Annotated in this window: 2 protein-coding genes; one reads left to right on the forward strand and one right to left on the reverse strand. The window is 33.6% G+C overall.

Annotated elements, in window-relative coordinates:
- The coding region (gene lepB / locus AC3DU7_RS31755; RefSeq protein ID WP_488043212.1) for a signal peptidase I at nucleotides 1-1792 on the forward strand (1792 nt) is incomplete at its 5' end.
- A gap of 126 nt (nucleotides 1793-1918) precedes the next feature.
- Here the strand turns inward: lepB and AC3DU7_RS31760 are convergent.
- On the reverse strand, nucleotides 1919-2221 hold a 303-nt coding region (locus tag AC3DU7_RS31760), incomplete at its 5' end, for a Uma2 family endonuclease (protein ID WP_488043213.1).

Below are 2221 nucleotides of genomic sequence, written 5' to 3' on the forward strand. Positions count from 1 at the left end.
CCGACTTAGTAAAAGTTTATTGAGTCAGAGAAAAATTCTGCCTTTGTTGGATGGTTTAGATGAATTAGGATTGGTTCGGCAGCGACTTTGTATTGAGAAAATTAATGATTTTATTGGGGAGGATATTCGGACTTGTTTGGTTGTTTGTTGTCGAGAGGAGGAATATCAAGAGGGAAATTTTAGGTTGGAAAAGTTGAATGGTGCTTATTGTTTGGAGTCTCCTGAACGAGAGGAAATTTATCGTTATTTAGAAAGTTTGGGTAAGATTGATTTGTGGAAGGTGATTCAAAATAATTCTCAAATGTGGGAGTTGGCAAATATTCCTTTGTTGTTGAATATTATGGTTACTGTTTATCAGGGGGAGCCTATTTACAATGAGGAACAATTATTTGCGGCTTATATTGATGAATGTTTACAACGAGTGTCTAATAATGTAGAAAAAAGTGAAAAATTGTTCTATTCTGCAAGGCAAACTAGGTATTGGTTAACTTTTTTAGCAAGGCAGTTAGAGGCTGAAAATCAAACAGAATTTATCATTGAAAATATGCAGCCTAGTTGGCTAAAAAATAATTCTCAAAAGTGGATTTATGGGCTGATTTATGGGCTGGCTTTCGGTCTGATCGTAGGTCTGATCGTAGGTCTGATTTCTGAGCTGATTTATGGGCTGATTTATGGGCTGATTGTTGGCCTGATTATTGGCCTGATTTTAGAAATATCAGAAATTGAACCTCAACAAGCTTTCACCTTTTCCTGGCAAAAAATAAAGGAAAATCTAATTATACAGCTAATTCTAGGGCTGATTATCGGCCTGATTTTCACTCTAATTATTAATATTAGTTATGGTCTAGTTTATGGTTTGATTTATGGGCTGTCTTTCTGTCTGATTTATGGTCTGATTTCTGGGTTAAATACAGACATTCAGTTCAAACATACTCCTAACCAAGGAATTAAAGAATCACTAAAAAATTCTATATCTATTTCTATAATAACTACTCCATTTTTTTTATTAATTCCCTACTTGTACACTTTAGTTACAGGAAGCAAATTTTGGCAAAATCCATTAATATTTAGCTTATTTTTAGGAGTAGTAACAGGTTTATCAACTGGTGGCTTACCATGTATTGAACACTTCAGTTTAAGACTGATTCTCTGGCAAAACAGATTAATTCCTTGGAACTATGAAAAATTTTTGAAATATGCAGCTCAGAGAAAATTAATTCAACAAATTGGAGGTCGTTATCGCTTTATCCATGATTCTTTACGTCAACATTTTATTGGCAATAAACCAATAACTCCTCGGTCAGACAAAAATACATGGCTAAGAATTTTTATTTTTTTAATAATTTTCACCATATTTTTCAATACCTACTCATGTATCAATCAAGTCACTCCAACAACAAAAATATTGACTCCAGCCATACAAATAAATAACTGGGTTTTCAGAGATATAATTACTCACGAATGGCGTAATTTAGAAAGAGGAAATCTAATAGATTTTTGGGGTAATGAAGAACAAGGTTTTGACCCTAACTGTACTTACATAATGCCAATTATTGCTTTACCAGGAGAAACTTTAGAAATTCGGGAGGGAAAAATTTATATTAACAACCAACCTTTTACAGCAAATTATATTAGCGACTTACCAACTCAAGATTACGATGAAATAAAAATAGAAGTACCAGAAAATTATTATCTAGTTTTAGGCAAACATCCAGACAAAAAGAACCAACCACTCAAAGGCTTAATTCACAAAAAAGAAATTATCGGGCAAGTATTGTTCAAAATTTGGTAAATCACATATTAAATAATTAACAAAAGCCGAATAAACTTTTTGATAATTATTAGCCAGTTAGTGTTCATTATTTATGTTTTACTACTCCCCTACTCCTCTACTCCCCTACTCCCCTACTCCCCGTACTTATCCCAATATTTCATCTACTCGAATATCAATATCTGGAAACTGTTGAACAGACAAATTTTTACCCCGCTCTAACTTTTGTACTTCCTTATAACCACCACCAATAGGTTGTCGATACACCTCCAAACATTCCTCATTAATATCTACCAACCAAACCTCGATTACATTATTTTCAGCATAAAGAGGAACTTTAACTTCACGGTCGAATTTAATCGTCCTATCCGCCACTTCAACTATCAAAAATAAATCCTGAGACTGGGGATGTCCTGACTCGTAAAAATCTGCTTTTAGCTCCAACAAAGC

The sequence above is a fragment of the Okeania sp. genome (assembly GCF_983059655.1).